Raw genomic sequence first — 24473 nt, 5'->3', positions numbered from 1 at the left:
GTGCTTAGCGCCGTCCCGGCACGGTGCCGGGCAAAAAATATGCCCCTGTCCTGCTCACTGAAACCCGGAGGTCCGTTGCAAGAGTTAGGGGCTCTTACGACCAAAGTTTACCGAAACGATTAGCGAATCTCGAGCTGTGCGTCACCGAGCCGGTGCGATTCATGGATATCCGCGGCTTTTTCAAGCAAACTTGACCCTGACACTGTGTAAGGGCGGAGAACTGAAGCATGTTATCCATCGGCGCGTTTGCGCAAATCGGCCAGGTGACCCACCGCATGCTGCGGCACTGGGATGCCGCCGGGGTGCTCAAACCCGCCCACGTGGACCCGTTCAGCGGCTACCGTTCCTACGACCCCTCCCAGCTGCAGCGCTTGCACCAGATCGTTGCGCTGCGCGAACTGGGCTTCGGTCTGGAGGAGGTTTCCTCGATCCTTGATCGGGGAGCCACCGCGGAAGAGATTGCTGGGCACCTGCGGCACCGTGCTGCGCAGGTCGAGGCCGAACACCGGCTCGCCACGCAGCGGCTTCAGGATGTGCAACGGCGCCTGCGCTTGATCTCGAAGGAGAAATTCATGTCACGCATTGAAATCATCCATAAGCCGCTGCCTGCGGTGCGCTTGGCCGCCGGCCGCTTCACTGTGGCCGAGCAGCCCCAGATCGCCGGGCTGATCGGTGGAGTGTTCGACCGCGTCGCCCAGGCGCTGTCTGGGCAGAGCCTGGCGACGCCAATTGCGCAGTACACCGGCAGCGAGTCCGGAATGGAGGTCATTGCCGGGTATGCCAGCACGACTGACACCGTCGACGGCGCCGAAATCATCGAGCTGCCCGCGGTTCCCGAGGCCATCTGCGGAATGCATCTGGGGGCCATGGACAGCATCCACGAAAGCTGGCAGGCGGTGCATGACGAGGTGCTGGTCCGCGGGCTGGTGCCCTCCGGGCCGTGCCGCGAAGTGTATCTGCGGGCCGCGTCGGAAGACCAGGCCGATTGGGTGACCGAGCTGCAGCAGCCGGTCAGCGCCCCCTAGGCCACCAGCTGATGTGGGGCTTCGAGCAGGTCCCCGACCACGCTTCGCGCCGCGCCGGCCAACGCGCCGGCCTGCCCCAGCGGCGAGCACGCCAGCTTGGCTTCGCTGGCGATGCCCGGCGCGTGGGCCTGCAATGCCTCATGGACCGCCGGCAGCAGCCACCGTTCAAGGGCGGCGAAATGCCCGCCGAACACCACGGTGGAGATATCGAACAGGCGCAGCGTGGAGGCCAGGGCGATGCCCACCGCGGTTCCGGCTTCGGCCACCGCGCGCAGCGCTTTTTCTTCTCCCGCCTCCAGGGCCCGGTAGAAATTGCCGATGCGCTGCTGGCGCGAGAGGCCGTGCGTGGAATCGGCCGATTCGGCGGCCGCCAGGATTGCTTCCTGGCCGGCCACGGTTTCCAGGCAGCCCTGTCCGCCGCAGCTGCAGGGATTGCCTCCCGGCTGGATCACCACGTGGCCCAGTTCGCCCGCGTGGCCCTGCGGGCCGGTGAAGAGTTGCGCGTCGATGACCACGCCGCCGCCGATGCCCACTTCGCCGGAAACGAACAGGAAGTCCCGCTGGCCCGGTTCCATCAGCTGCAGCTGCGCCAGCGCGGAGGCATTGGCCTCATTGAACAGACGGACGCGGGTCTTCGGCTCGGCCAGCAGCTTCGCGGCATCCAGCACCTGATCCGCCCAGCCCAGGTTCGGGGCCTGGAGCACCATGAATTTTTCCTCGTCCACCAGGCCCGGCACGGCGAGCGCCCCGCCCAGGATTTCAAGTCCCTGGGCCGTGGCTGCCTGCTGCATCTCGGCACTCAGCTCGCCGAGGTCAGCCATGACCCGCTCGGTGGTGGCTGTGCCGTTGGCGCGGGCGACGATCCGGTGATCCAGCATTTTCCCGGACAGGTCGACCAACCCGGCGGAGATGTAGTCGACATTGATTTCCATGCCGATCACGCAGCGTGCCGGGTTCAGCACCAGCCCCACCGAGGGCCTGCCGCGTTCACCGTCGCGGTGCACCCCGATTTCGATGACCAGGCCGGTTTCCAGCAGATCCGCAACCAGGCTGGATACCGAGGCCTTGGTGAGCTTGCTGCGGGCCGCGATATCGGCGCGGGACAGGCGCTGGCCGCTGGCTGCACCTGCAATCACCGCAAGCACCCTGGCCAGGTTCGCCTTGCGGACATCCCCCACGCTGCCCGGCGCCGTGGACGGCGCAGGCTGGGTTTTGGCTGTTGTCGTGCGCATGCCTGCTCCTAGGAAATTGGCGACCGGACTGATGTTGTTCGCTATTGACTCTAGCGCATGGCCACCCATATAGTTCAGGACATAAACTAAATGGTGGAAGCCACCCACCCCGATCCAAGGATGCATCCCATGACCCTTCAGCCAACCGCCGCCGACCGCTTCACTTTTGGATTGTGGACCGTGGGATGGGCCGGCGCCGACCCCTTCGGCGTCGCCACCCGCGAGAACCTGGACCCGGTGGAAGCTGTGCACAAGCTGGCCGAACTCGGCGCCTACGGCATCACCTTCCACGACAACGACCTGGTTCCCTTCGACGCCACCGAGGCGGAACGTGAACAGATCCTGGCAGGCTTCCGCACGGCGCTGGAGGAAACCGGGTTGAAGGTCCCGATGGTGACCACCAACCTGTTCAGCAACCCGGTGTTCAAGGACGGCGGCTTCACCTCCAACGACCGCTCGATCCGCCGCTTCGCGCTGGCCAAGGTGCTGCACAACATCGATCTGGCGGCCGAAATGGGCGCCGAGACCTTCGTCATGTGGGGCGGCCGCGAAGGCTCCGAGTACGACGGCTCCAAGGATCTGGCAGCGGCGCTGGACCGCATGCGCGAAGGCGTGGACACCGCTGCCGGCTACATCAAGGAAAAAGGCTACAACCTGCGCATCGCGCTGGAGCCAAAGCCGAATGAGCCGCGCGGCGACATCTTCCTGCCCACCGTGGGCCACGGCCTGGCCTTCATCGGGCAACTGGAACATGGCGACATTGTCGGGCTGAACCCGGAAACCGGACATGAGCAGATGGTCGGCCTGAACTTCACCCACGGCATCGCCCAGGCGCTATGGGCCGGCAAGCTGTTCCATATCGACCTCAACGGCCAGCGCGGCATCAAGTACGACCAGGACCTGGTCTTCGGCCACGGCGACCTGGCCAGCGCCTTCTTCACCGTGGACCTGCTGGAAAACGGCTTCCCGAACGGCGGGCCTACGTACGATGGCCCGCGCCACTTCGACTACAAGCCATCGCGCACCGACGGCTACGACGGTGTGTGGGACTCGGCCAAGGCCAACATGTCTATGTACCTGATGCTCAAGGAACGCGCCGCCGCCTTCCGCGCGGATCCCGAGGTGCAGGAGGCCATGAAGTTCTCGGGCGTGTTCGAGCTGGGCGAAAGCACCCTGGGCGCCGGCGAGAGTGCGCAGCAGTTGATGGCCGATGCGGCAAGTTTCGACGGATTCGACGCCAACGCCGCAGCGCAGCGCAACTTCGCGTTCATCCGCCTGAACCAGCTGGCCATCGAGCACCTGCTGGGCGCCCGCTAGACCGCTCACACCCGCCCACAGCAGAAAGCAGCCGAAGAACCATGACGCTCGTAGCCGGCATCGATTCCTCCACCCAGTCCTGCAAGGTGGTGATCCGCGACGCCGCCACCGGCAGGCTGGTCCGCTCCGGCCGGGCCGCGCACCCCGAGGGCACCGAAGTGGATCCGGAAGCCTGGTTCAGCGCATTGCAGGAAGCGATCGCCCAGGCAGGAGGCCTGGATGACGTGGACGCCGTCTCGGTGGGCGGGCAGCAGCATGGCATGGTGGTGCTCGACGCCGACGGCGCGGTGATCCGCCCGGCGCTGCTGTGGAACGACACGCGCAGCGCGCAGGCGGCCAGCCAGATCATCACCGAGGCAGGCCAGGGCGATGCCGCCGCGGGCGCCCAGTACTGGGCACAGCGCACCGGCACCGTCCCGGTCCCCTCGATCACGCTGGCCAAGCTGCGCTGGCTGAAGGATCATGAACCTGCGAACGCGGCCAAGGTCGCGGCCATCTGCCTGCCGCACGACTGGCTGTCCTGGCGCCTGGCCGGCTACGGCCCGGGCTCCGGGGCGGCCGGCCTGGCCGCACTGCGCACCGACCGCTCGGATGCCTCGGGCACCGGCTACTACCGCGCCGCCGACAATTCCTATGACCTCGAAGCGCTCGAGCAGCACCTGGGCCATGTCCCGCTGCTGCCGCAGGTGGCGGGCCCGCTGGAATCCATCGGCCGCACCGCCTCCGGGGCGCTCATCGGACCGGGCGCCGGCGACAACGCCGCGGCCGGCCTGGGCGTCGGCGCCCAGGTGGGCGACGTGGTCATTTCTTTGGGCACTTCCGGCACCGTTTTCGCGGTCGCCGATTCACCCGCGGCCGATGCCTCCGGCCTGGTGGCAGGCTTCGCCGACGCAACCGGCAACTACCTGCCATTGGTATGCACCTTGAACGCCACCCGCATCTTCGATGCCACCGCCGGCCTGCTGCAGGTCTGCCTCGAGGAATTCAATGACCTGGCGCTGTCCGCCGCCCCGGGCTGCGATGGCCTGGTGCTGCTGCCCTACTTCGACGGCGAGCGCACCCCGAACCTGCCAGAGGCCACCGGCTCGCTGCATGGCATCACCCGGGCCAACTACACTCCCGCAAACCTGGCCCGCAGCGCGGTGGAAGCCGTGGTCTGCTCCCTGGCCGACGGGCTGCGCGCACTTGAAGCGCAGGGAGTGCAGGCCCAGCGCATCATCCTTGCCGGCGGCGGCGCGCAATCCCGCGCGGTCCAGCAGATCGCCGCCCAGATCCTCGGCCTGACCATCCTGCTGCCTGCCCTGGGCGAATACGTGGCCGATGGCGCGGCGCGCCAGGCGGCCGGCGTGCTGGCCGGGGAATTCCCCGACTGGGCCCAGGACACTGCCGAGCTCCCGGCGATGGAACCTGCCCCGCAAATTCTCGAACGCTACCGCGCACTGGCCTCCAGCCAGTTCCGCAACGATTTCCTTGCCCGCACGGCGCTTGGCACCTGAGCGCGCACCGGCGGTGCGACTAGACTTGTCACCATGGCATTGACTCAGTTAACGGTCGTGGACACCGCGGTTGGCATCCTGCAGCAGTTCGGGCTGGCTGACTTGTCCATGCGCCGGTTGGCCAAGGAACTCGATGTCCAGGTCGGCGCCCTGTACTGGCATGTGAAGAATAAGCAGGAGCTGCTGGCGCAGGTTGCCGCCCAGCTGCTGAACACCCCTGCGTTGTCGGTGGCTGCCGCCGACTTTGCTTCCCCTGCCGAGGCAATCCTCCAGCTGGGGCGCAAGCTCTACCTCGCATTGCTGCCGATCCAGGACAGTCCCGAGGTCATCGAGGTCGCCACCGCCATGCAGGCCACCGAACTGCAACCGGTGCTGCAGCTTCGCGCCCTGCTGGAAGCGGCGGGCCTGGCTGCCGAGAACGCCCGCTATGGGCAGCAGCTGATCCTGAACCACGTGCTCGGCTCGGTGGCCTACCGGCAGAACCTCGTCCAGCTCGATGTCGACGCACCCCTGGCTGACGGCTTCGACTGGGGGCTGCAGCGGGCAGTAGCCGGCCTCATCGGCTAGCTCGCCGAGCTAGCCCAGGTTGCCGCCGGATGCTTCCAGATAGCAGGCGGCGCACAGCGACTCGTACCAGACCTCTTCGCCGTCGATCGCGACCTGGTCCCCATCAAAGACAATCGTCTGCCCCGAGCGGCGGGTATTGAACATGGCCTTGCGCCCGCAACGGCAAATGGTCTTCAGCTCTTCAAGGGAGTGCGCCAGTTCCATCAAGCGCGCCGAGCCAGGGAAGGCACGGGTACGGAAATCAGTGCGGATGCCGTAGGCAAGCACCGGGACATCATCGAGCACGGCAATGCGCAGCAGGTCATCGACCTGGGCTCGGGAGAGGAACTGCGCTTCATCCACCAGCAGGCAGGCCACCGGCGGCGCATCCACATGCGGCAGCAAGGCATCAGGGTCATCACCCAGGGAATGGGCCGCGAACTTCTCGCGCAGGTTTTCCTCGGGGCCCACGCTGAAGTCGACCTCGCGTTCGATTCCGAGCCGGGAAACGATGGAGCTCTCGCCCTTGGTGTCGATCCCGGGCTTGGCCAGCAGGATGCGCTGGCCGCGTTCCTCGTAGTTGAAGGCAGCCTGCAGCAAACTCGTGGATTTGCCCGAGTTCATCGCTCCGTAGCGGAAATACAGCTTGGCCACCATTGCTCCTCGATAGTTTCGGCACCTGCCAACTGGCACGCCCTTTAAGATCTTAGTGCCCGTGCAGCCGTTCACCCCTGGAACAGCACGCGGCAGCCAGCTCCGCTACTTCGCCGCCGGCTGCTTCTTGCCGGCGAAGACCAGCTTGTAGAGCACCGACATCACGATCACGAACGGCACTCCGAAGATCAGCGTGTACTTGAATTCCGGCACGAAAAACGAGGTCACCAGCAGGCTGGCCAGCAGCACCGCGCCGAGCATCGAGGCGGCCGGGTAGCCCGGCAGCTTGAATTCCAGGGCGGCCTTCTCCAGGCGCACCCTGCGGCGGAAGGACACATGGGTCAGCAGGATCATCAACCACGTGGCCAATGCGCCGAAGGTGGCCAGCGACATCATGATGCCGAAGCCCCCTTCCGGCACCATCGCATACACCCCGGCCGCCACTGCGATGCCGCCTGCTGACATCCACACCGCATGCACCGGTGCGCCCGCGCGGTTGGTCCGGTGCGCCAGGCGCGGCGCGTGGCCGGAATCGGCCAGCGAGTGCAGCATCCGCGTTGCCGCGTACAGCTGGGCGTTCATCGCCGAGAGCGCTGCGATGATGAGCACGAAGTTCAGCACCGAGTCGGCGAACGGGATGCCGATCTGCGACATCACAGTGACAAATGGCGAACCCCCGGCCAGCAGTTCGCTGGTTGGGGCCACCGCGAGGATCAGGGCCATGGTGAACACATAGAAGAGCAGCAATCGCAGGAAGGAGACCTTGAAGGCCTTGCGCACCGCGAGCTTCGGGTTCTTCGCCTCGGCGGCGGCAATGGAGATCGCCTCGACGCCCATGTAGGAGAAGATCGCTACGATGACAGCGCTCCACATGCCGAACGGGCCGTTGGCGAAGAAGCCGCCCTCGGCCGAATAGTTGTGGAACCCGAACTGGTCGCGGGAGTCGTGGAAGACCAGCCAGAGGGCGATGATGATGAACGCGATCACCGCGAAGACCTTGATCGCGGAGAACCAGTATTCGGTGGTTCCGAAGATCTTCACGCTGCAGAAGTTCACCCCCAAAAGCGCGGCCGAGAAGACCAGGACCCACACCAGCCCGGGGATTTCAGGGAACCAGTATTGCATGTACTCGCCCACCGCGCTGACTTCGGTGCCCACGGCGAAAATCAGCGCCGACCAGTACAGGTACTTGGTCAGGTATCCGGCAAACCGTCCCAGATAGCGTTCGGCATAGACGCCGAAGGAACCTGCCACCGGCTGCTTGACGGTCATTTCAGCCAAGGCGCCCATGACCAGCAAGGCGACGACGCCGCCAATGAGGTAGCTGATGATCACCGAAGGGCCAGCCATGGCGATGGCGAGCTTGCTGCCGGCAAAAAGGCCGGTACCGATGGCACTGCCCAGCGCGATCATAGACATCTGCCCAGGAGTCAGCGACTTCTTCAAACCCGAACCGACTTCAGTGGCGCGTACCGGCTGCTTGCCCAACGATGCTCCCTTTAGACCTATGCGAACAGCACGGCATCGAAAATGCCGTGCTGTTCTCAAGGTTACTCTCGCGCGGATTCGCTGGCTTCGGGGCACGATGGTCCCAAAGCGGCGGAATTTGCGTCATGTCACGGCATTACGCACGGCGTACTCTTCGCGCTGCCACGCATTGGTGTGCAGAATTTCACGCAGTTTCTCTACCGCATCCCAGATATCGGTGCGCGCCAGGTACAGCGGGGTGATGCCGAAGCGCAGCACTTCCGGTTCGCGGTAGTCTCCGATGACACCCTGGTCGATGAGTGCGGCGATGATTTCATATCCATGCTCATGGCGGAAGCTGACATGGCTGCCGCGGGCCGCATGCTCGCGCGGAGTCACCAGTTCCAAACCGTAACCGGCGCAACGTGTTTCCACCAGCTCGATGAACAGATCCACCAGCTCCAAGGAGTTGGCGCGCACCTTGCCCATGTCAGCTTCCAGGGCTATATCCAGGCCGACTTCGATCATTGCCAGCGAGGTGACCGGCTGGGTGCCGCACATGAAGCGGCGGATGTCGTTGGCTGGGGTGTAGCTATCGGCCATCTCGAAGGGCGACTTGTGCGACCACCAGCCGGAGAGAGGCTGCCAGAAGCGTTCATGGTGGCGGGCATTGACCCAGATGAACGCCGGGGAGCCCGGGCCGCCATTGAGGTATTTGTAGGTGCAGCCCACGGCGTAGTCGGCATCTGCCGCATTCAGGTCGATCGGCACGGCCCCCGCGGCATGGGCCAAGTCCCAGACCACCAGGGCACCCGAGGCGTGGATGGCCGCGGTGACTTGGTCCATGTCCCACATGGATCCTGTGCGGTAGTTCACGTGCGACAGGGCCACCACAGCCACGGTTTCGTCCAGTGCGGCACGCAGCTGCGCCTCGGAGTCGATGAGCTTCACTTCATAGGCGACGCCGGTTTCCTGCGAGAGCGAGTTGACCAGATCGGCCAGACCCTGCGCGATATAGATGTCGGTTGGGAAGTTATCGCGTTCGGTGAGAATCACCCGGCGCTGCGGGGCATCGGCCTTCTGCGTGCGCAGTGCCGAGGCCAGGGCCTTGAACAGGTTCAGCGTGGTGGTGTCGGTGATCGCGGTTTCGCCGGGGTTCGCGCCCAGCAGGCGCCCCAGCTTGTCGCCGAGCTTCAGCGGCATCTCGAACCAGCCGGCGGTGTTCCAGGAACGGATCAGGCCCTGGCCCCATTCTTCGGTGACTACCTGGGCGGCCCGTTCGGCTGCTCCCTTGGGCAGCGCACCCAGGGAATTGCCGTCGAGGTAGATGACGCCTTCCGGGAGGTTGAAGCGGTCGCCGAACGCCACCAGCGGGTCTGCCGCGTCCAACTGTGCAAGCGACTGGCGGGTCAGTGGGCTGGTCATTGGATCTCCTGTTCGGCCACGATCAAGGATGGAAAACTTCCAGTTCTCCATGATGAATCCATCGTAGAATCAGATTCGATACTGTGCGAGTAGAACTGAAGTTTTTAGAAGAATCGAGTTGATCAGCCGTGCCAGGTTCATTATGGACGGTTCAAGGCGACGCCCTGCCGAATCCTGTTCGTGTCGACGAAACGGACTTGTCCATCCTTGCTGAGCTGAGCCAGGATGCGCGGATCGCCAACAATGTCCTGGCCGCAAAGGTCGGACTGGCACCCTCCACCTGCCTAGGCCGGGTCAAGGCCCTCGCCAAGGCCGGAGTGATCACCGGCTACCACGCTGCGATCAATGAGCGGCTGCTCGGCGTTGCCGTCAACGCCATGATCTCCATCGTGGTCTCCTCCACTGCCCGGGACCGCCTGCTGTCGTCGGCGCATCAGCTCAAGGAGCTCGCCGAGGTCAAGGAAGTCTTCGTACTCGGCGGGTCGCCGGATTTGCTAGTGCGGGTGTCGACCCGGAGCATCGAAGATTTGCGGACATTCGTGGCCACGCACTTGGGGTCCAACCGCGCGTTCGCTTCCACCCAGACGGTCATCATCTTCGAGCATTTGGCCTAGCACCGGGAAGCCTTCGTCATCTAACGGCATCTCTCATCTGGATCTCATTTATTTCAGCCACAATGAAAAACATGGGAAAGGAAGCTTTGCGCCGTGTCTTTGCGACGATCGCTGTCGTGGCAGTCGTATGCCTGGGCGCGTTCGGAATCAGCCAAGCCTTGGAAGGCCCGGCGGACCAAGACCTCGGTGAAGGGTTCATCTTCGAAGAAGCCACCCCTGCTCCGACCAGCAGCACCCCCAACGGCCCATCCTCCTCGCCTTCCGCCTCAGCGGCCGAATCCCCGAAGCCGTCGTCCAGCCCGAGCAGCTCGAAAAAGCCGGAGCCTTCGGAGAAACCCAAGCCGAGCGCTACTCGCAAGCCGGAACCGAAACCTGCTCCGCCACCCCCGCCGAAGAAGACCGTCGTCCCATTGCCTCCATCCGGCAACCAGTACGACGACGACGATGACGACGATGACGACTACGAAGAAGCCGACGACGACGGTGACGATGACTAGACCACCCGAACGCCGGTGGTCCATCCGGGCCCGGGTGCTGACAGGCATGATGCTGCTCGTGGGCCTGGCTCTGCTGGTGGCGGGCACCGCAAGCTTTGCCGTGCAGCGCCACGAACTGAATCAACGCCTCGACGAGTCGTTGACTCGCACCGTCAAGGAATTCAAGGTCCTCACCGAAACCGGTGTCGACCCGCGGACCATGGAGCGCTTCAAGCACGCAGAGGACCTGCTGTACATCGCCATGCAGCGCACCCTGCCGTCCCCGAAGCAGGGCATGCTCGCACTGGTTGGCAACGAGGTGCGCTGGACCGCACCGGATATCGTCAACACCCGGCTGGAAGATGATCCGGAGTTCCTCGAATGGGCCAGGACCGTCCAGGATGCCAACCATATCCGCCTGGGAACTGTAGACACGGACATCACTACCTATCGCGCAGTGGTCGTTCCGGTCAGCCTTCCTGCCGACCATGAACACGGCGCCTTCGTGCTGGCCTACGACTACTCGGCCGAGGCCATCGCCAACGACCGCAACTTAATGATCTACGCCGCCGTCGGCGGCTCGGTCATGCTCGTCGCCGCGCTGGCCGCCTGGCTGGTGGTGGGACGGATGCTCGACCCGATTCGCCGCCTGCAAACCACAGCGCAGCAGATTTCCGAGACCGATGTCTCCCAGCGCATCGAGGTTTCCGGAAATGACGAGTTCGCCGAACTGACCGTCACTGTCAACGAGATGCTGGACCGCTTGGAAGGCGCGATGAGCTCGCAGCGCCAGCTGCTCGATGATGTCGGGCACGAACTGCGCACGCCGGTGACGATCATCAACGGGCATCTCGAACTGTTGGACCCCAGCGATCCAGAAGATGTCGCGCAGAGCCGCGATATCGCCATCGACGAGCTCGGGCGCATGTCCTTGCTGATCAACGACCTGGTGACCCTGGCGAAATCCAACCGCATGGACTTCCTCCAGGTTGAGCCGACGGAAGTCGGCAAGCTGCTGGACGACATCCTCGACAAGGCCCGCGGCCTGGGACCGCGCCAGTGGCGCGTCGACTACCGCACCGAAGCCACCGTGTCGCTCGACCCGGTCCGGACCACCCAGGCCATGCTGCAGCTGTGCGCCAATGCGGTGAAGTTCTCGGCCGAGGGCAGCCGCATCGGCTTGGGCAACGAGATTGTCCGCGATGGCCAGGGCAACACCACCTTGCGCTGGTGGGTTTCCGATGCGGGCGTGGGTATCCAGGCCGAAGATCTTGAACGCATCTTCGAGCGCTTTGGACGTGGCCAGAACTCTGTGCGTTCCTCCGGTTCCGGCCTGGGGCTGAACATCGTGCAGGCCATCGCTGAAACCCACGGCGGACGAGTGTGGGTGAATTCGGAGCATGGCAAGGGATCCACGTTCTACATAGACATGCCGTTGTCGACTGGAAGCAAGGAAGCATGAGCCAGATACTGATTATTGAAGATGAGCCGCGCATCAGTTCGTTCGTTGCCAAGGGGCTGCGTGCCGCGGGACTGACCTCATCCATCGCGGAAACCGGGCATGACGGTTTCAGCCAGGCCATTGAAGGCGACCATGAGCTGATCATCCTCGATCTGGGCCTGCCCGATGAGGACGGATTCTCGGTGCTGCGCCGCCTGCGCGCCGCGCAGATCGATACGCCGGTAATCATCCTGACCGCGCGCGGCAGCGTAGAAGACACGGTCGCCGGCCTGCAGAACGGCGCCGATGACTACATGGCCAAGCCGTTCCACTTCGACGAGCTGCTGGCCCGCGTGCGCTTGCGCCTGCGCTCGGAGGACAATGCCCCCGAGGTGTCCTCGCTGGCCCACGAGAACCTGCATATGGATTTGCTGCGCCGCCGCGTGATGGTCGATGAACGCGAGGTCGACCTGTCCGCGCGCGAGTTCGCGCTGGCCGAAGCGTTCTTGCGCAACCCCGGCCAGGTGCTCAGCCGAGAGCAGCTGCTGTCCCGGGTCTGGGGGTACGACTTCGATCCCGGATCCAACGTGGTGGACGTGTATGTCCGCTACCTGCGCAACAAGCTCGGCACTGAACGCTTTGAGACGGTCCGTGGATTCGGCTACCGTCTCGCCTCGGAGCGGTAGCCGAATCCGCTGATGGCCCTAGCGCAGCGTCGGATCCGGGACGAAGCTCTGCTGCAGCAGCCGGCTCCAGCGGTTGGCCGGCAGCCGCGGGTTCAGCAGCGCAATGCCGATGCAGTACTTGGACATCGACACCTCACGGATGCCCAGCTCTGCCAGGGCCTGGTCCGAAACGCCGCGGCCGTCGGCTGACTTGGTTTCCACGACAATCAGGTCCGGCCCGTCGACTTTCGCCTCGCCATGGGCGTATTCCAGCTCGACGTCGCAGGTCAGCCGTTCACCATCGATCGGGTTCACGAACGTAGCGCGGCGGTAGGCGCTGTCCAGGACCGGCTGCAATTGGGGTGCTTCCTGCCCGTACTCGCTGCGCAGCACCGATTCGAGGAATTCCAGGTTTTCCTCGGTCAGTTCGCCAGCGGTGCCCAGGTCCTGCTCTACGCGGTGCTTCACCGTGGCGCCACGCAGCCCCTTGGTCTTGATCTCGAACATCGACAGCCCGGTGTCCGCATAGGTTCGCGAGCGCACCTTGTAGCGCCGGCGCCGGCCCTGGCGGTGGGCGCGGTACTGGTCGTAGTCCTCGGTGTCGAAATACACCGATTCGTAGCGGAAGGTGCGCAGGCCGTCGATCTGCATGATCTTGAACTGGTCGCCCAAGCGCTCGGATAGCGCGGTGAATTCCTCCGGGGTCAGCAGGAACTTCTTGTCCACGCGGGTCTGCAGCGCGGCTTCGGAGATCACATCTTCGAGGCTGATTGGCTCCCGGCCGATGACGGCTGCCTCCAGAGCGACCCTGGCTTGGGAGGAGGCGAGGTCCACACGCTTGTCGGCAAGGGCAGTCATCAGGACCACGACCCCTGCTTCGCTCCGTTCTGCGTGGCCGGGGCGGTCTGGCTGTTGGCCAGTTCATAGGTGCCGGAGAAGCTCTCGGAGGCGCTGGCCTTGGACGCAGGCTTGCTGCCGGCGGCGTTGGTGCGGAAGCGGACATCGACGATGGTCAGGTCGCGCACCATGTCCAGCTCGACAACCACGGTTCGCAGCACCTTGGCATCCAGCAGTTCTTCAAGCGCGGCCTGCATGTCGGCCTTCTTCGGGTAGGCGCGTTCCAGGGTCACGGTCTGGCGTTCGGTGCGCGGGGCGAAGCTCGGGTGGTCGGCAAGGAACATCACCAGAACCAGGGCCGCGGTCGCTGCCGGAGCCAGCCATGCAGGTTCCGGGTGCAGGCCGTTGACCAAGCCGATGGCCAGCGAGATGAAGTAGTAGGCCACTTCTTCCTGGGTCAGGGTGTCCGACCGAAGACGGATGATCGAGAGGATGCCGAAGAGGCCGAGGCCCAGTCCCATGCCCGCACCGCTGCCCGAGAGCAGCAAGGTGACTGCGAAGATGCCCATGCTCAAGGCGATGTAGGCCAGCACGAGGTCGCGGCGGAAGTGGCGGCGGAAGTATACGAAGTACACGAGAACCGTAATGCCGATGATGTTGGAGCCCAGTCCCATCCAGAATGACAACATTGCTCTCCCTTTCGAAGACGTGAGGTGATGATCTCTTCGAAATGAACTCTAGGTGAACTAGATGAGTCCAAAAGTAGAACAACATGAGAACGCCCTCATGTTTCTTAATGAGTCACGACCTGACGGTTTGCTGTTTGTTGAACGAGAGGACGAGACCTTCACAGGGTTGGAAGCCTGCGTTAAATACCGCTCGGCGGCTCTTCTCCTTGCGGGAAGAGCCGCCGAGCGGTGTTGCGGAATTGGCTACTTGCCGGCTTCGATTTCAGCCTTGGCGGTAGCATCCGAGTCGTTCAGGAACTTGCCGATGCGCTCGACTTCCTCGGTCTCGCCGATGGCGGCAGCCGCCCGGCCCAGCGCGTACAGCGAGCGCAGGAAGCCGCGGTTCGGCTCGTGGCGCCAAGGCACCGGGCCCTGTCCGCGCCAGCCGGCCTTGCGCAGCGAGTCCAGGCCGCGGTGGTAGCCCACGCGTGCGAACGCATAGGACTCCACGATGCGGCCTTCGTTATGCGCTTCGTTGGCAAGCAGTGCCCAAGCCAGTGACGAGGAAGGGAATTTTGCCGCCAAGTCCGCGGCTTCGTCCCCGGCTTCGTGGCGTGCCAGCACTGCGGTTTCTTCCGGAAGCAGGGTTTCCGGGATTCCCAGCAGGTTCTCTCCGACCACGATTACTTCAGCGACTTTCCGGCCGAGCCGAGCTGCTGGGCAGCTTCGACGATGCGTGCGGCCATGGATTCCTCAGCCTTGGCGCCCCAGACGCGTGGGTCATAGATCTTCTTGTTGCCAACTTCGCCGTCGACCTTCAGCACGCCGTCGTAGTTGGAGAACATGTGGCCGGCCACTGGGCGGGTGAAGGCGTACTGGGTATCGGTATCGATATTCATCTTGATTACGCCGTAGGAGACCGCATCGGCGATTTCCTGCTCCGAGGAGCCCGAGCCGCCGTGGAACACCAGGTCGAATGGGTTGTCCTTGCCGATCTTGGCGCCGACCTGTGCCTGGATGTCCTTCAGGATCTCAGGGCGCAGCTTCACGTTGCCCGGCTTGTACACGCCGTGCACGTTGCCGAAGGTCAGCGCGGTGATGTAGCGGCCCTTCTCGCCGGAGCCCAGGGCCTCAATGGTGGCCAGAGCGTCTTCGACTGTGGTGTAGAGCTTGTCGTTAATGGCGTTTTCCACGCCGTCTTCCTCGCCGCCCACGGTGCCGATCTCGACCTCGAGGATCTGCTTGGCGGCATGGGTGCGCGGCAGCAGTTCTGCGGCAATGCGCAGGTTCTCTTCGAGGGTTTCAGCCGAACCATCCCACATGTGGGAGTTGAAGAATGGATCGCGGCCTGCGGCAACTTCGGCTTCCGAAGCGGCCAGCAGCGGCAGCACGAAACCCTCCAGCTTGTCGGCTGGGCAGTGGTCGGTGTGCAGCGCGATGTTCACGCCGTAGTTCTTGGCAATCTGGCGGGCGAAGGCCGCGAAGCCCAGCGAGCCGGCAACCATGTCCTTGATGGACGCACCCGACCAGTATGCGGCGCCGCCGGTGGAGACCTGGATGATGCCGTCGGATTCAGCCTCTGCGAAACCGCGGATTGCGGCGTTCAAAGTCTGCGAGCTGGTCACGTTCACTGCTGGGAAGGCGTAGCCGCCTGCCTTGGCAGCATCGATCATTGCATTGTACTTATCGGGGGTTGCGATAGGCATGCTTCACTCCTGGTGATTAGCGAGGTTACGCGTCTCCATTGACGGCGGTTCGCCATCCATCCTATCGGCTATGGCACTGGCTGAGTCCTAAATCTCAGATCATGACACGGGGATTTCCGAGGTTTACGGCAAAGCGAACGGCCAACCCAGACGAGAACTAGTCTCATGACGGTTGGCCGTTGGCTTATTGCGTTCTTTATTCGTTTGTTGCGCTCTGGGAACTGCTTCCCGATGGAGCCACCTGCGTGGTGCCAGTTGTGCTTGGAGCTGGCGCCGAGCTCGTGGACGCATTCGGAGTTTCGCTTCCGGTTGACGTCGACTTCGAGGAATCCGCTTCAGTCTCAGGAGCTGGATTCGTTGGGGAATCCGTAACTGCTTCGTCCTCGGACTTCGTTGGGGTTTCGTCGACCGGCGTTTCCTCAGTGGGTGCAGGAGAAGTCGGGGCAGGCGCCGTTGGCGAGCTCCCGTCCGGGCTCGTCGAACCCTCTGGGCTCTGCGACTCGCTGGGACTTGTCGACTCGTCCGGGCTCTTGGAGCTATCCGGGCTTTCCGAACCGTCAGGGCTCTGCGAGCCAACTGGCGACTGCGAACCGCTTGGGGATTCGCTCTCGCTTGGCGACGGGCGCTTCGTTTCCGATGGGGTCGGTTTCGGCCGAGGAATGACTGGAGTATCGTCCTCGGGAACGATCACATCTGGATCCGGGCCGCTTGGAGCGCGATCTGGCGTCTGGGAGCCGTTGCCCTTCGGAGCGGTGCCGGCGTTGACCGTCAGGCGCTGCGAATTAATCATTGCCTGACGCTGTCCAGGAATGGTTGGCAGGTAGTTGCGCGGATCGTGCCAACGGCCATCGATGATGACCTCGAAGTGCACATGGCAACCGGTCGAGTTGCCGGTAGTGCCAGCCAAGGCAATCAGCTCCCCCTGTTCGACCCGCTGCCCCACCTTGGCAATCAACTTTGAATTGTGGCTGTAGCCAGTCTGGACATTGCTGCCGTGATCAATGGTCACACGCATGCCTGAGTGGCCTGCCCATGAGGATACGGTGACCGTTCCAGCCTCGGAAGCGTAAACGGGCGAGCCGCAGGCAATCGGGTAGTCCTGGCCGATGTGGATCTGGTTGCCCGGACCGGTTGGGTTGGCACGCCAGCCGTAGGGGCTGGAAATCTTGCGCGTCTTGACCGGGTGCATCAGCTGCAGGTCACCGGGCAGCTTGCCCAGTTCACCGACCATGCCGGCGAGCAATGCGGAGGATTCGTTGTCATCGCCGGATGCTTCGGATTCAGCATCAGCGCCATCGATCATGCCCACTGGACGTCCGTCAATTGCCAGTTCCTTGCCGGAACCGCCGAAGGCGTTCAGTGGAGCGTCGGCGCTGACATAGACGGGCCCGTTGAACATCGACGGATCAGCGACAGCATCTATGCCTACGGGGATATTTCCCTGCCTGGCATCTCCGACCTGCGCCATGATTGGGATCGCCAAGGCTCCTGTCAGCCCGAGCGCAGCGACTATAGAAGTCGACCATATAACCAATGGTTTCCTGCGTCGCGGCAAACCCGGCAACAACAAGTCGTGGTTCACTTGATGACGTCGTTTCACGACCGCCCTCTCCCAGATCACGTTTTCATAACCAAAATCTAGCGTAGGCCGAAAATGGTAACTAATCCAGATGCTCGACTAAACTCGCCAGTATTAAATTTCCAGTTACCCTACTTTTTGCCCGAACACGTGCCTGCGCACCCATGCGTGCATGGCAATCCCGGCGGCGGAAGCCGCATTGATTGAACGAGTCGACCCGAACTGCTCGATGGACAAGGTGTCCTTGGCTGCGGCATGGACTTCCGGGCTGAGTCCGGGACCTTCTTGCCCGAAGACCAGCACGCAGTTCTTCGGAAGATCGTAGGTTTCCAATGGAACGGAATCCGGGAAGATATCGATGCCCAGAATGGTCAGCCCTTCACCTTCGGCCCAGGCAACGAACTCCTCCACCGTTGCATGGTGGCGTACATGCTGGTAACGATCCGTGACCATGGCGCCTCGCCGATTCCAGCGGCGGCGGCCGATGATATGGACTTCCTTGGCCAAGAAGGCATTAGCGCTGCGCACCACAGTGCCGATGTTCATATCGTGCTGCCAGTTTTCAATCGCGATATGGAAATCGTGGCGGCGTTCGTCAAGATCAGCAATGATGGCGTCCATCTTCCAGTAGCGGTATTTGTCCGCGACGTTGCGCCGGTCGCCCTCGGCAAGCAGCTGAGGATCGTATCTTCCGTCGGTAGGCAGCTCCCCTTCCCAGGGGCCCACACCGATGACATGCTGCGCACCGGGATCATTCACTGGTTCATGCGTTTCTTCGTTCACAGCATTAAGCCTAGTTCGTTATGTTCGTGCCCTTGTTCACGGCGCATTTGCGTGAGCCTGTGTAATCTCTTAATAGATACGGGATACTTTCAGTGCCGATAGCTCCCACCACATACTTTCTTAGGGAGGATCCACGCCTCGTGACAACTTCAATCCGCGGTACACGTACCGTCCACGACATCAAATGCTGGCTCACCGACATGGACGGCGTATTGGTGCACGAGAACCAGGCCATCAAGGGCGCCGCCGAGCTGCTGGGCTACTGGCGCAAAAACAACCTGCGCTTCCTGGTGCTGACCAACAACTCCATCTTCACCCCGCGCGATTTGCGCGCCCGCTTGCTGGCCTCGGGCCTGGACGTCCCGGAGGAGAACATCTGGACCTCCGCGATGGCCACCGCCGAGTTCCTGGCTCGCCAGCGTCCAGGTGGCCGCACCTTCGTCATCGGCGAAGCCGGCCTGACCACCGCACTGCACGACGCAGGTTTCATCATGACCGATCAGAACCCTGACTACGTGGTTCTGGGCGAAACCCGCACTTACTCTTTTGAAGCCATCACCAAGGCCATCCGGCTGATCGAAGGCGGGGCGAAGTTCATCGCCACGAATCCGGACGCCACCGGCCCCTCCACCGAGGGCATCATGCCGGCCACCGGCGCCATCGCGGCCCTGATCTCGCGTGCAACCAACCGCGACCCGTACGTGGTGGGCAAGCCGAACCCGATGATGTTCCGCTCCGCCTTGAACCGGATCGATGCGCACTCGGAGACCACCGCGATGATCGGCGACCGCATGGACACCGATATCGTTGCGGGCATGGAAGCCGGACTCCTGACGGCATTGGTGTACACCGGCATCACCACCCGGGAAGACATGGATACCTTCCCGTTCCGCCCGGACCTTCAGTTCCCTTCCGTGGCGAACCTGCATGCCGAACTCGCCAAGGACTCCGCAGCATCGGAAGCGTCCGCTTCCAAGAAGTAGCACTCGCTGATCCATGAGAGGCCGGGCTTTTGCCCGGCCTCTCTGCGTTGGCGCACGGTTCCGGACGTATGCTGAAACCGTGAGCGAGCAAGCACCGAACGAGGTCCCGGATGCGCGGAAGCGCGGGCGGCCCAAGGGCAGCACCACGGGGACAACCAAAGCGGCGATCCTCAGGGCCGCCTCCAAGGAATTTTCCCATGCCGGATACGAGGCAGCCAGCCTCCGTTCGGTAGCGCGCCGGGCCGGGGTGGATCCTGCGCTGGTGCACCACTACTTCAAGGACAAGGACGATCTGTTCGTCCAGACCATGCATATCCGCGTCAATCCAGGGGAAATCATCGCCCAGGGCGCCGCTGGAGCAGATGGGCGAGGCGCTGGTTCGCGCCTTGCTCACCACCTGGCGCAAGCCCGCCTTCCGCACTGCGGCAACGGCCATAATCCGGGGGCTGATTTCCAGCAGCAGCGCGACGAAGATCCTCCGCCCCTTCCTGCAGAAGGAGATCTTCTCGCGCTAGGGTTCGCGTTTGCCCGAAGAAAGCGCCGAACCCCGGGTGACCCTGGTCGCCAGCCAGATCATTGGGCTCATTGTCACCCGCTACATCATTGACTTTGAGCCTTTGGCCTCCATGGATGACGAGCAGGTGATCGAGCTGGTAGCTCCCGCCATCCAGCGCTACCTCACCGGGAATTGCCTGCACTGGACCATTGACATGCTGTTGGCGGAGGTCTCTAATTCATTATGCGATGAATAAAAAGGCTTGTGTCGATGTGGAACGGCTCGAGGTCCGACGCGGAAGGGCATTGGTCCTGGACCAGGTGGGCTTCCAACTGGCGCCGGGACGGATCATCGGCTTGCTCGGACCCAGCGGCAGCGGCAAGAGCACCCTGCTACGCAGCATCGTGGGCAACCAGATCATCAGCGGCGGAACTGTCACCGTTCTAGGACAGCCCGCCGGGCACAAATCCCTGCGCCATCGGGTCGGCTACATGACCCAGGCCGCCAGCGTCTATGACGATTTGAGCGTCAAGCAGAACATCGCCTATTTCGCCAAGATCCTCGGGCAGCGGGCAGCCGAAGTGGAGCGGGTCATGGAAACCACGGACCTCACGGATCAGTCCGACCGGCTAGCCATGGATCTATCCGGCGGGCAGCGCAATCGCGTGTCCTTGGCCATCGCATTGCTCGGCTCGCCCGACATTGTCATCCTGGATGAACCCACGGTGGGCTTGGACCCTGTCCTGCGGGCGGATTTGTGGGCGATGTTCTCGCGACTGGCGGCCACCGGCCTTTGCCTTGTCGTCTCCAGCCATGTCATGGACGAAGCCATGCGGTGCGATGAAGTACTGCTGTTGCGCGAGGGGAAACTGCTCGGCCAGATGACCCCGGAAGCGTTGATGGAATCGACCGGTGCGCAGAATCCCGAAGATGCTTTCGTTGCGCTGATCGCGGCAGGCGGCGCCGCGCAGCTGCCAAGCCGCAATGCATCTGCTCCGAAGCATCGGGCCTCGGCAGAAGGGACGCAGCCATGAAACGCACACTCGCCACCACCGGTCGGGTCTTGGCCCAGGTGCGCCACGATCCGCGGACCATCGCCTTGATGCTCATCGTGCCCAGCCTGCTGATCGGCCTGATCGCCTGGATCTTCACCGACACCCCGGCCTTCAGCCGCATCGGCCCGGCAATGATCGCATTGTTCCCGTTCGTGGTGATGTTCCTGGTCACCAGCATCTCGACCCTGCGCGAGCGGCGCAGCGGAACCCTCGAGCGCCTGCTGAGCATGCCGCTGGCCAAGGGCGAGTTCATCTTCGGCTATGCGCTGGCCTTCACCCTGGTTGCGATCCTCCAGACGATGATCGCGGTCGTTTTCGCCATTTGGGTTTGCGGCTTGGAAATCGAGGGCAGCTTCTGGCTGCTGTTTGCCGTGGCAGCCCTCGACGCGCTGCTGGGCATCAGCCTCGGGTTGATGGCCAGCGCCTTCGCGCGCACCGAATTCCAAGTTGTCCAGTTCATGCCTGCACTGGTCATACCGCAGTTCCTGCTGGCCGGCATCATCCTGCCCCGCGACCAGCTGCCCGGGGTGTTGGAAGCCATTGGAGACTGGCTTCCGCTGTCCCACGCCATCGACGCCCTCTCAGATGTCGCGGCGGGAACAGTGCATTCCGCGACGGCAGGCAGCATGCTGGTCATCGTCACCTGGATCGCCGCAGCGCTGCTGGTCGGTTCCCTGACGCTGCGCCGCAGGACCGCATAGGACTTATTGGCACCGGCGAGCGCAAATCCGAGCGCAATAGAGTCCCACTAGTTCCGACCGCATTTCTGATGAGATGCCTATTTTGAGTTTTCCAGTGCCGAGGCGATCGCCTGCCAATTGAATTCACCAGCTCACGACAACTTCGCATTGCCCGGCGCTCAGTCGTCGCAACAGGGCCAAGAGCCCGCTGTGGATATGGGGATTCATGGCGGATTTCGCGCGATGTTCCAGGCGAAGACCATAGCTGGCCAAACACTAAGGGTGTTAAATCACCACGGGCCGGGCTGCCATTGTTGGGGCAAGCCCGGCCCGCCGCCGGAAATCAGGGGAAACTCGCTGGCTACAGGCCCAGCTCGTCCTTGCCGTAGGCGAACAGGTAGGGGACGCCGGCTTCTTCTTCGATGCGTTCCTTGGCTCCGGTGTCGCGGTCAACGATCACTGCCACGGCAATGACGTTGCCGCCTGCCTTGCGCACACCTTCTACAGCGGTCAGCGCGGAGCCGCCAGTGGTGGAAGTATCCTCAAGCACGATGACATCGCGGCCCTCGACGCTTGGCCCCTCGACCTGGCGGCCCATGCCGTAGGACTTCTGCGCCTTGCGGACCACGAATGCATCGATGGCGCGCTGCTTGGCACGTGCGGTGTGCATGATGGCGGTGCCTACCGGGTCGGCGCCCATGGTCAGGCCGCCGACATTGGTGAATTCCAACTTGGCCTCGTCCAGCAGGTCAAGCATGACTTCGCCAACGAGTCCGGATGCTTCCTGATGCAGGGTGACACGGCGCAGATCGATGTAGTAATCGGCTTCCTTGCCCGAGGACAAGGTGACCTTGCCGCGCACAATGGCTAGTTCTTGGATCAGTTCTTTTAGTCGCTCACGCGCGCTGGTTTCGCTCATACCCTCGATTCTAGTCGGCATCATGGCTAGGCTGTTTTCATGAACGCAAAACGCCCCTTGGGTTACTGGTTGAAATTGGTGGATTCGCTGATTGACGAGCAGTTTGCAGCGACTCTGGAAGAACACGGTGTGACGCGCAGGCAATGGCAGGTGCTCAACCTGCTGGAGCAGCAGCCTGCCACCGAGGCGCAGCTGGACGCCGGGCTTTCCCCATTCTTCGCCTCCCCGGATGAACCGCAATCATTGCGGGAACACCTTGCCGAGCTGATCGAATCAGGTTGGGTTACGGCAGTGAACGGCGAATATTCCATCACCGAGCGTGGGCACACTTCGCTGCTCAAGCTCAGCGAGCTGGTGGAGAAGATCCGCACCCAGTTCGGCCAGGACCTGGATGGTTCCGAATATGACGCTGTGGTTGAAACCCTGGAGAAGATCGCCCGGAACCTGGGCTGGGATCCCGACCGGGAATCAGCATAGCCCCGCCGGGATTTGTTGAGAACAGATTAACTTTCGTTCCCAGCCGGTGCAGCGGTACCGCACGGGGATGGCTCATGCCTAGGATTAGAAGCATGCGTGAACTGCAAGCAAAGATCATTGAAGAGCTGGGCGTGCGCCCGGAAATCGACCCGGCCGGCGAGATCCGCCGGCGCATCGACTTCCTCAAGGACTATCTGTCCGCCACCGGTGCGAAGGGATTCGTGCTGGGTATTTCCGGCGGCATCGATTCGACGCTGGCTGGCCGTCTGGCCCAGCTGGCAGTTGAAGAGGTGCGAGTTGCCGGCGGGGAGGCCCGCTTCGTGTCGGTGCGCCTGCCGCATGGCGTGCAGAAGGATGCTGCCGATGCTCAAGCCGCCATGGATTTCGTGGCTGCCGACGAGCAGTTCGAGGTGAACATCCAGAAGCCGGTCGCCGCCTTCGACGAGGCCCTGGCTGATGCAGGGCACCCGGCGCTGAGCGATTTCAACCGCGGCAACCTCAAGGCCCGCTCCCGAATGCTGACGCAGTATGCCATGGCCGGCGACCGCGGGATGCTGGTCCTGGGCACTGACCACGCGGCCGAGTCGGTCACCGGCTTCTTCACCAAGTTCGGCGACGGTGCAGCGGATCTGCTGCCCTTGGCCGGGCTGAACAAGCGCCAGAACCAGGCGCTGCTGCGCGAGCTGCAGGCCCCTGAGCTGCTGTGGGCCAAGGAGCCGACCGCGGATCTGCTGGAGAGCCAGCCCCTGCGCGCAGATGAAGACGAGCTCGGCCTGACCTATCCGCAGATTGACGATTACCTCGAGGGCCGAGAGATCGATCCGTCCGCTGCCGAAGCCATCGAGCGGCGCTTCCTGGGATCACGGCATAAGCGCACCGTGCCTGCCACCTACTGGGACAAGTGGTGGCGCGCCTAGCAGTTATCCCAATCCGGTAATTTCCTTCAGCGCCTGGACATGTTGCGCAAAGGCCTCCTGCCCGGACGAAGTCAGCTTCGCCCAGGTGCGGGGCCTTTTGCCCACGTACCCCTTCTTGATCTGCACGTACCCTCCGGCCTCCAGTGCGCTCAAATGCCTCGACAGCACCGAATCCGAAATGCCGATGGCTTCCTTCAAGGATTTGAAGTCAGCTTCGTCTACTGCGTGCAGGGAACCCATTAGCGAAAGCCGCACCGGGTTGGAGAAATCGTCATTGAGCCGTTCACGGGCATGGGAACTCACTTGCGCACCATCGCAATTCCGGTCAGCGACAACGGTGCGGCAACGATGATCCAGATCAACGCGATGACGCCCCAGCCCATGGATCCGGCTCCGAGCAACGCAACTGCCACCGCGTAAAGCACCATGCTGATAGTAAATCCCCGGAGGTACATTTTTGAATGCCCGCGCGGCAGCGAGCGGTAGAGCTTCCCGTAGGCCAAGGAAATAGCTATGACGGCTATGGCAAACAAAACCATGATGACGATGAAGCCGGTGAAATTCTCGTCGGGGCGATAGAGCTGCAGCAGCGCCGCCAGCCCGCCCATGAGGACCCCCAGGATGATGCAATAGGTGCCCAGCAATTTGGCACCGTATCCGGCAGCCCGCTGCATTCCCTGTTGCGCCATCCCCAGGGCGGCGAGTTGCTCTTGGGGAGTCATTTCCTTGTCGGAGCTCATTTGATGGCCGCCTTGCGGGCCTTCTGCTGACGTTGGGCATGGATGGAAGTCATGGTCATGCAAAGGGCCATGAAGAAGCCCATGCCGATGAAGAGCAGCGAGTTGTTGCCCGTGGCATAGGAGGTCAAGGCCATTGCCGCGAAGGCCAGGCCTGTCGAAACGATGATGACGGTGTACCAAGTGCTGAATGGAATCTTCATTGTCCTGCTCCTTTGACTTCGATCTTCCTTGTTCCTAAACCATAACAAGTACTTTCCATTTAGGAAAGTACTTGT

Annotated in this window: 27 protein-coding genes and 2 pseudogenes; 15 read left to right on the top strand and 14 right to left on the bottom strand. The window is 63.0% G+C overall.

What is annotated here, in order from left to right; translation table 11 throughout:
• The first annotated feature begins 227 nt into the window (after positions 1-227).
• Positions 228-1025, top strand: a complete 798-nt coding sequence (locus JOE62_RS02515; protein WP_204720062.1) for a MerR family transcriptional regulator — start codon at positions 228-230, stop codon at positions 1023-1025.
• Here the strand turns inward: JOE62_RS02515 and JOE62_RS02510 are convergent.
• Complete coding sequence (locus JOE62_RS02510) at positions 1022-2257, bottom strand: ROK family transcriptional regulator (protein WP_204720060.1); 1236 nt, start codon at positions 2255-2257, stop codon at positions 1022-1024. The two genes, JOE62_RS02515 and JOE62_RS02510, sit on opposite strands and share 4 nt — an antisense overlap.
• Positions 2258-2386: 129 nt before the next feature.
• Between JOE62_RS02510 and xylA the strand changes: the two genes are divergently transcribed.
• The 3 genes from xylA to JOE62_RS02495 are packed head-to-tail and all read left to right on the top strand — an operon-like array spanning position 2387 to position 5637.
• On the top strand, positions 2387-3574 hold the full coding sequence (gene xylA / locus JOE62_RS02505) for a xylose isomerase (RefSeq protein WP_204720058.1): 1188 nt from the start codon (positions 2387-2389) through the stop codon (positions 3572-3574).
• Positions 3575-3615: 41 nt separating this feature from the next.
• On the top strand, positions 3616-5070 hold the full coding sequence (xylB, locus tag JOE62_RS02500; protein ID WP_204720056.1) for a xylulokinase: 1455 nt from the start codon (positions 3616-3618) through the stop codon (positions 5068-5070).
• Positions 5071-5103: 33 nt separating this feature from the next.
• On the top strand, positions 5104-5637 hold the full coding sequence (locus JOE62_RS02495; protein WP_204720054.1) for a TetR/AcrR family transcriptional regulator: 534 nt from the start codon (positions 5104-5106) through the stop codon (positions 5635-5637).
• 9 nt (positions 5638-5646) lie between these two features.
• On the opposite strand, the gene JOE62_RS02490 is transcribed toward JOE62_RS02495, so the two are convergent.
• The 3 genes from JOE62_RS02490 to kynU all read right to left on the bottom strand — a co-directional run bounded on the left by JOE62_RS02490 (position 5647) and on the right by kynU (position 9162).
• On the bottom strand, positions 5647-6270 hold the full coding sequence (locus tag JOE62_RS02490) for a thymidine kinase (RefSeq protein ID WP_204720052.1): 624 nt from the start codon (positions 6268-6270) through the stop codon (positions 5647-5649).
• Positions 6271-6375: 105 nt separating this feature from the next.
• Positions 6376-7758, bottom strand: coding sequence for an amino acid permease (locus JOE62_RS02485; protein ID WP_204720050.1), 1383 nt, complete (start codon positions 7756-7758; stop codon positions 6376-6378).
• Between the two features lie 123 nt (positions 7759-7881).
• Positions 7882-9162: a kynureninase gene (gene kynU, locus JOE62_RS02480; protein WP_204720049.1), complete on the bottom strand. Its 1281-nt coding sequence runs from the start codon at positions 9160-9162 to the stop codon at positions 7882-7884.
• 128 nt (positions 9163-9290) lie between these two features.
• Between kynU and JOE62_RS02475 the strand changes: the two genes are divergently transcribed.
• The 4 genes from JOE62_RS02475 to JOE62_RS02460 all read left to right on the top strand — a co-directional run bounded on the left by JOE62_RS02475 (position 9291) and on the right by JOE62_RS02460 (position 12379).
• Positions 9291-9776, top strand: a complete 486-nt coding sequence (locus tag JOE62_RS02475) for an Lrp/AsnC family transcriptional regulator (protein ID WP_338085732.1) — start codon at positions 9291-9293, stop codon at positions 9774-9776.
• Positions 9777-9847: 71 nt separating this feature from the next.
• Positions 9848-10273 (top strand): hypothetical protein, encoded by a 426-nt coding sequence (locus JOE62_RS02470; RefSeq protein ID WP_204720047.1) that lies wholly within the window; start codon positions 9848-9850, stop codon positions 10271-10273.
• A complete protein-coding gene (locus JOE62_RS02465) occupies positions 10230-11714 on the top strand; it encodes a sensor histidine kinase (protein WP_239543142.1) in 1485 nt (494 codons plus the stop codon). Before JOE62_RS02470 ends, JOE62_RS02465 begins: the two co-directional genes overlap by 44 nt.
• Complete coding sequence (locus JOE62_RS02460) at positions 11711-12379, top strand: response regulator transcription factor (protein ID WP_204720045.1); 669 nt, start codon at positions 11711-11713, stop codon at positions 12377-12379. Before JOE62_RS02465 ends, JOE62_RS02460 begins: the two co-directional genes overlap by 4 nt.
• An 18-nt stretch (positions 12380-12397) precedes the next feature.
• Here the strand turns inward: JOE62_RS02460 and JOE62_RS02455 are convergent, their stop codons facing one another.
• The 6 genes from JOE62_RS02455 to JOE62_RS02430 all read right to left on the bottom strand — a co-directional run bounded on the left by JOE62_RS02455 (position 12398) and on the right by JOE62_RS02430 (position 17931).
• A complete protein-coding gene (locus JOE62_RS02455; RefSeq protein WP_204720043.1) occupies positions 12398-13216 on the bottom strand; it encodes a polyphosphate polymerase domain-containing protein in 819 nt (272 codons plus the stop codon).
• Positions 13216-13884: a DUF4956 domain-containing protein gene (locus tag JOE62_RS02450; RefSeq protein ID WP_204720041.1), complete on the bottom strand. Its 669-nt coding sequence runs from the start codon at positions 13882-13884 to the stop codon at positions 13216-13218. The genes JOE62_RS02455 and JOE62_RS02450 overlap by 1 nt, the downstream gene beginning before the upstream one ends.
• Before the next feature lie 243 nt (positions 13885-14127).
• Positions 14128-14544 (bottom strand): DUF3151 family protein, encoded by a 417-nt coding sequence (locus JOE62_RS02445; protein ID WP_204720039.1) that lies wholly within the window; start codon positions 14542-14544, stop codon positions 14128-14130.
• Between the two features lie 2 nt (positions 14545-14546).
• A complete protein-coding gene (gene fbaA, locus JOE62_RS02440; RefSeq protein ID WP_204720037.1) occupies positions 14547-15569 on the bottom strand; it encodes a class II fructose-bisphosphate aldolase in 1023 nt (340 codons plus the stop codon).
• A gap of 196 nt (positions 15570-15765) precedes the next feature.
• Positions 15766-17052 carry a M23 family metallopeptidase gene (locus tag JOE62_RS02435; protein ID WP_204720035.1) on the bottom strand — a complete coding sequence of 429 codons (1287 nt, stop codon included), beginning with the start codon at positions 17050-17052 and terminating at the stop codon, positions 15766-15768.
• 222 nt (positions 17053-17274) lie between these two features.
• Positions 17275-17931, bottom strand: a complete 657-nt coding sequence (locus JOE62_RS02430) for a TrmH family RNA methyltransferase (RefSeq protein ID WP_128470782.1) — start codon at positions 17929-17931, stop codon at positions 17275-17277.
• A 140-nt stretch (positions 17932-18071) separates the two neighbouring features.
• On the opposite strand from JOE62_RS02430, the gene JOE62_RS02425 reads away from it, so the two are divergent.
• From JOE62_RS02425 to JOE62_RS02400, 5 genes and pseudogenes are all read left to right on the top strand, one after another.
• The gene (locus JOE62_RS02425; protein WP_204720033.1) at positions 18072-18914 is read left to right on the top strand and encodes an HAD-IIA family hydrolase; all 843 of its coding nucleotides are present in this window, start codon (positions 18072-18074) and stop codon (positions 18912-18914) included.
• Positions 18915-18927: 13 nt separating this feature from the next.
• Positions 18928-19203: pseudogene (locus tag JOE62_RS16715) on the top strand (helix-turn-helix domain-containing protein); the annotation flags it as partial.
• A gap of 73 nt (positions 19204-19276) precedes the next feature.
• A pseudogene (locus tag JOE62_RS16165) lies at positions 19277-19666 on the top strand (TetR/AcrR family transcriptional regulator).
• Positions 19659-20444 carry an ABC transporter ATP-binding protein gene (locus JOE62_RS02405; RefSeq protein ID WP_204720027.1) on the top strand — a complete coding sequence of 262 codons (786 nt, stop codon included), beginning with the start codon at positions 19659-19661 and terminating at the stop codon, positions 20442-20444. Before JOE62_RS16165 ends, JOE62_RS02405 begins: the two are co-directional and overlap by 8 nt.
• Positions 20441-21166, top strand: a complete 726-nt coding sequence (locus tag JOE62_RS02400) for an ABC transporter permease (RefSeq protein ID WP_204720025.1) — start codon at positions 20441-20443, stop codon at positions 21164-21166. Before JOE62_RS02405 ends, JOE62_RS02400 begins: the two co-directional genes overlap by 4 nt.
• Positions 21167-21506: 340 nt before the next feature.
• Here JOE62_RS02400 and pyrE read toward each other — a convergent pair whose 3' ends face one another.
• Entirely contained in the window at positions 21507-22064 is a 558-nt protein-coding gene (pyrE, locus tag JOE62_RS02395; RefSeq protein WP_174787674.1) for an orotate phosphoribosyltransferase, read from the bottom strand.
• A gap of 39 nt (positions 22065-22103) precedes the next feature.
• Here pyrE and JOE62_RS02390 point away from each other — a divergent pair, with 39 nt between their 5' ends.
• Together JOE62_RS02390 and nadE are read left to right on the top strand one after the other, a co-directional pair.
• The gene (locus JOE62_RS02390; RefSeq protein ID WP_038992004.1) at positions 22104-22541 is read left to right on the top strand and encodes a MarR family winged helix-turn-helix transcriptional regulator; all 438 of its coding nucleotides are present in this window, start codon (positions 22104-22106) and stop codon (positions 22539-22541) included.
• A 92-nt stretch (positions 22542-22633) separates the two neighbouring features.
• The gene (gene nadE / locus JOE62_RS02385) at positions 22634-23458 is read left to right on the top strand and encodes an NAD(+) synthase (protein WP_204720023.1); all 825 of its coding nucleotides are present in this window, start codon (positions 22634-22636) and stop codon (positions 23456-23458) included.
• 3 nt (positions 23459-23461) lie between these two features.
• Here nadE and JOE62_RS02380 read toward each other — a convergent pair whose 3' ends face one another.
• From JOE62_RS02380 to JOE62_RS02370, 3 genes are read right to left on the bottom strand one after another with little or no spacing between them, the layout of a single operon-like run.
• Positions 23462-23761 carry a transcriptional regulator gene (locus tag JOE62_RS02380; protein WP_204720021.1) on the bottom strand — a complete coding sequence of 100 codons (300 nt, stop codon included), beginning with the start codon at positions 23759-23761 and terminating at the stop codon, positions 23462-23464.
• Positions 23758-24198 (bottom strand): hypothetical protein, encoded by a 441-nt coding sequence (locus JOE62_RS02375; RefSeq protein ID WP_204720019.1) that lies wholly within the window; start codon positions 24196-24198, stop codon positions 23758-23760. Before JOE62_RS02375 ends, JOE62_RS02380 begins: the two co-directional genes overlap by 4 nt.
• A complete protein-coding gene (locus JOE62_RS02370) occupies positions 24195-24398 on the bottom strand; it encodes a hypothetical protein (protein WP_204720017.1) in 204 nt (67 codons plus the stop codon). Before JOE62_RS02370 ends, JOE62_RS02375 begins: the two co-directional genes overlap by 4 nt.
• Between the last annotated feature and the right edge of the window lie 75 nt (positions 24399-24473).

The sequence above is a fragment of the Glutamicibacter nicotianae genome, from assembly GCF_016907615.1.
GTDB lineage: Bacteria > Actinomycetota > Actinomycetes > Actinomycetales > Micrococcaceae > Glutamicibacter > Glutamicibacter nicotianae.
This window is presented reverse-complemented; position numbering and strand designations above follow the sequence as displayed.

Coding starts and splice junctions, on each gene's coding strand:
- JOE62_RS02510 (WP_204720060.1), bottom strand. CDS start 2,257: ATGCGCACGACAACAGCCAAAACCCAGCCTGCGCCGTCCACGGCGCCG.
- xylA (WP_204720058.1), top strand. CDS start 2,387: ATGACCCTTCAGCCAACCGCCGCCGACCGCTTCACTTTTGGATTGTGG.
- JOE62_RS02370 (WP_204720017.1), bottom strand. CDS start 24,398: ATGAAGATTCCATTCAGCACTTGGTACACCGTCATCATCGTTTCGACA.
- JOE62_RS02450 (WP_204720041.1), bottom strand. CDS start 13,884: ATGTTGTCATTCTGGATGGGACTGGGCTCCAACATCATCGGCATTACG.
- JOE62_RS02400 (WP_204720025.1), top strand. CDS start 20,441: ATGAAACGCACACTCGCCACCACCGGTCGGGTCTTGGCCCAGGTGCGC.
- JOE62_RS02460 (WP_204720045.1), top strand. CDS start 11,711: ATGAGCCAGATACTGATTATTGAAGATGAGCCGCGCATCAGTTCGTTC.
- kynU (WP_204720049.1), bottom strand. CDS start 9,162: ATGACCAGCCCACTGACCCGCCAGTCGCTTGCACAGTTGGACGCGGCA.
- JOE62_RS02405 (WP_204720027.1), top strand. CDS start 19,659: ATGAATAAAAAGGCTTGTGTCGATGTGGAACGGCTCGAGGTCCGACGC.
- JOE62_RS02470 (WP_204720047.1), top strand. CDS start 9,848: ATGGGAAAGGAAGCTTTGCGCCGTGTCTTTGCGACGATCGCTGTCGTG.
- JOE62_RS02515 (WP_204720062.1), top strand. CDS start 228: ATGTTATCCATCGGCGCGTTTGCGCAAATCGGCCAGGTGACCCACCGC.
- nadE (WP_204720023.1), top strand. CDS start 22,634: ATGCGTGAACTGCAAGCAAAGATCATTGAAGAGCTGGGCGTGCGCCCG.
- JOE62_RS02455 (WP_204720043.1), bottom strand. CDS start 13,216: ATGACTGCCCTTGCCGACAAGCGTGTGGACCTCGCCTCCTCCCAAGCC.
- JOE62_RS02375 (WP_204720019.1), bottom strand. CDS start 24,198: ATGAGCTCCGACAAGGAAATGACTCCCCAAGAGCAACTCGCCGCCCTG.
- JOE62_RS02390 (WP_038992004.1), top strand. CDS start 22,104: ATGAACGCAAAACGCCCCTTGGGTTACTGGTTGAAATTGGTGGATTCG.
- JOE62_RS02495 (WP_204720054.1), top strand. CDS start 5,104: ATGGCATTGACTCAGTTAACGGTCGTGGACACCGCGGTTGGCATCCTG.
- JOE62_RS02465 (WP_239543142.1), top strand. CDS start 10,230: ATGACGACTACGAAGAAGCCGACGACGACGGTGACGATGACTAGACCA.
- pyrE (WP_174787674.1), bottom strand. CDS start 22,064: ATGAGCGAAACCAGCGCGCGTGAGCGACTAAAAGAACTGATCCAAGAA.
- xylB (WP_204720056.1), top strand. CDS start 3,616: ATGACGCTCGTAGCCGGCATCGATTCCTCCACCCAGTCCTGCAAGGTG.
- fbaA (WP_204720037.1), bottom strand. CDS start 15,569: ATGCCTATCGCAACCCCCGATAAGTACAATGCAATGATCGATGCTGCC.